1 protein-coding gene is annotated in these 1269 nt (G+C 68.8%); it reads right to left on the bottom strand.

The window, feature by feature from the left end:
* On the bottom strand, positions 1-1218 hold a 1218-nt coding region (gene topA / locus CCN37_RS37505), incomplete at its 3' end, for a type I DNA topoisomerase (protein ID WP_086830163.1).
* Positions 1219-1269: the final 51 nt, after the last annotated feature.

Genomic DNA, 1269 nt, shown 5'->3' with positions numbered 1-1269 from the left:
CTGGCCGGGGGTGCGGAAGACCTCACCGGCGGGGCGGATGGCCTCGTGCGCCTCCTGGGCGTTCTTGACCTTGCGCGTGTACTGCCGGGGCTTGTCCGAGACGAACTGCGCGCCGTAGAGCTCGGTCGCCTGCGCGCGGGCCGCGGTGATCGCGGTCTCCGACAGCGTGGTGCTGTCGGTACGCATGTAGGTGATGTAACCGTTCTCGTAGAGCCTTTGCGCGGTGCGCATGGCCCGATCAGCGGTGAACCGCAGCTTGCGCCCGGCCTCCTGCTGAAGTGTCGAGGTCATGAAGGGCGCGTACGGCTTCCGCGTGTACGGCTTCTCCTCGACGCTGCTGACGGCCATTGCGGAGTTGGCAAGCCCGGCGGCCAGTCGGCGGGCCTCGGCCTCGTCCAGCGTGCGCACCTCGGAGGTGGCGCGGAGGTTGCCGTCCGGCCCGAAGTCGCGGCCGGTGGCCAGGCGCGTGCCGTCGACGGAGATGAGGCGGGTGCCGAAGGAGCGCGGGTTCGCGGAGTCGCCGTCGGTCTTCTGGGTCTCCATGACGGCGGAGATGTCCCAGTAGGAGGCGGGCACGAAGCGGATGCGCTCGCGCTCGCGCTCCACGACGATCCTGGTCGCCACCGACTGCACGCGGCCAGCCGAGAGCTTCGGCATGACCTTCTTCCACAGCACGGGGCTGACCTCGTAGCCGTAGAGGCGGTCGAGGATGCGGCGGGTCTCCTGCGCGTCGACCAGGTGCTGGTCGAGGTCGCGCGGGTTCTCGGCGGCGGCGCGGATCGCGGGCTCGGTGATCTCGTGGAAGACCATCCGCCGAACCGGGACCTTCGGCTTGAGGGTCTGCATCAGGTGCCACGCGATGGCCTCGCCCTCGCGGTCACCGTCTGTCGCGAGGTAGAGCTCGTCGACGCTCTTCAGCGCCTCCTTGAGCTCGGACACGGTGGACTTCTTGTCCGGGGTGACGATGTAGAGGGGCTCGAAGTCGTTCTCGACGTCGACGCCGAGCCGGGCCCACGCCTCGCCCTTGTACTTGGCCGGTACGTCGGCCGCACCCCTCGGCAGGTCGCGGATGTGCCCTCGCGAGGACTCCACCACGAAGTTCCTGCCCAGGTAGGAGGCGATCTTGCGCGCCTTCGCCGGTGACTCGACGATCACCAGGCGACGGGTGCTCGAACCGCCGTCACCGCCGTCCTTCTTCGCCCGTGTCGACCCTGCCACGCTTATACCGCTCTCTCGTCCCTGTAGTACGTCCCGGTTCGCAAGTGTGCA

Source organism: Allokutzneria sp. NRRL B-24872 (assembly GCF_002155965.1).
In the GTDB taxonomy this organism is placed as follows: Bacteria; Actinomycetota; Actinomycetes; order Mycobacteriales; family Pseudonocardiaceae; genus Allokutzneria.
This window is presented reverse-complemented; position numbering and strand designations above follow the sequence as displayed.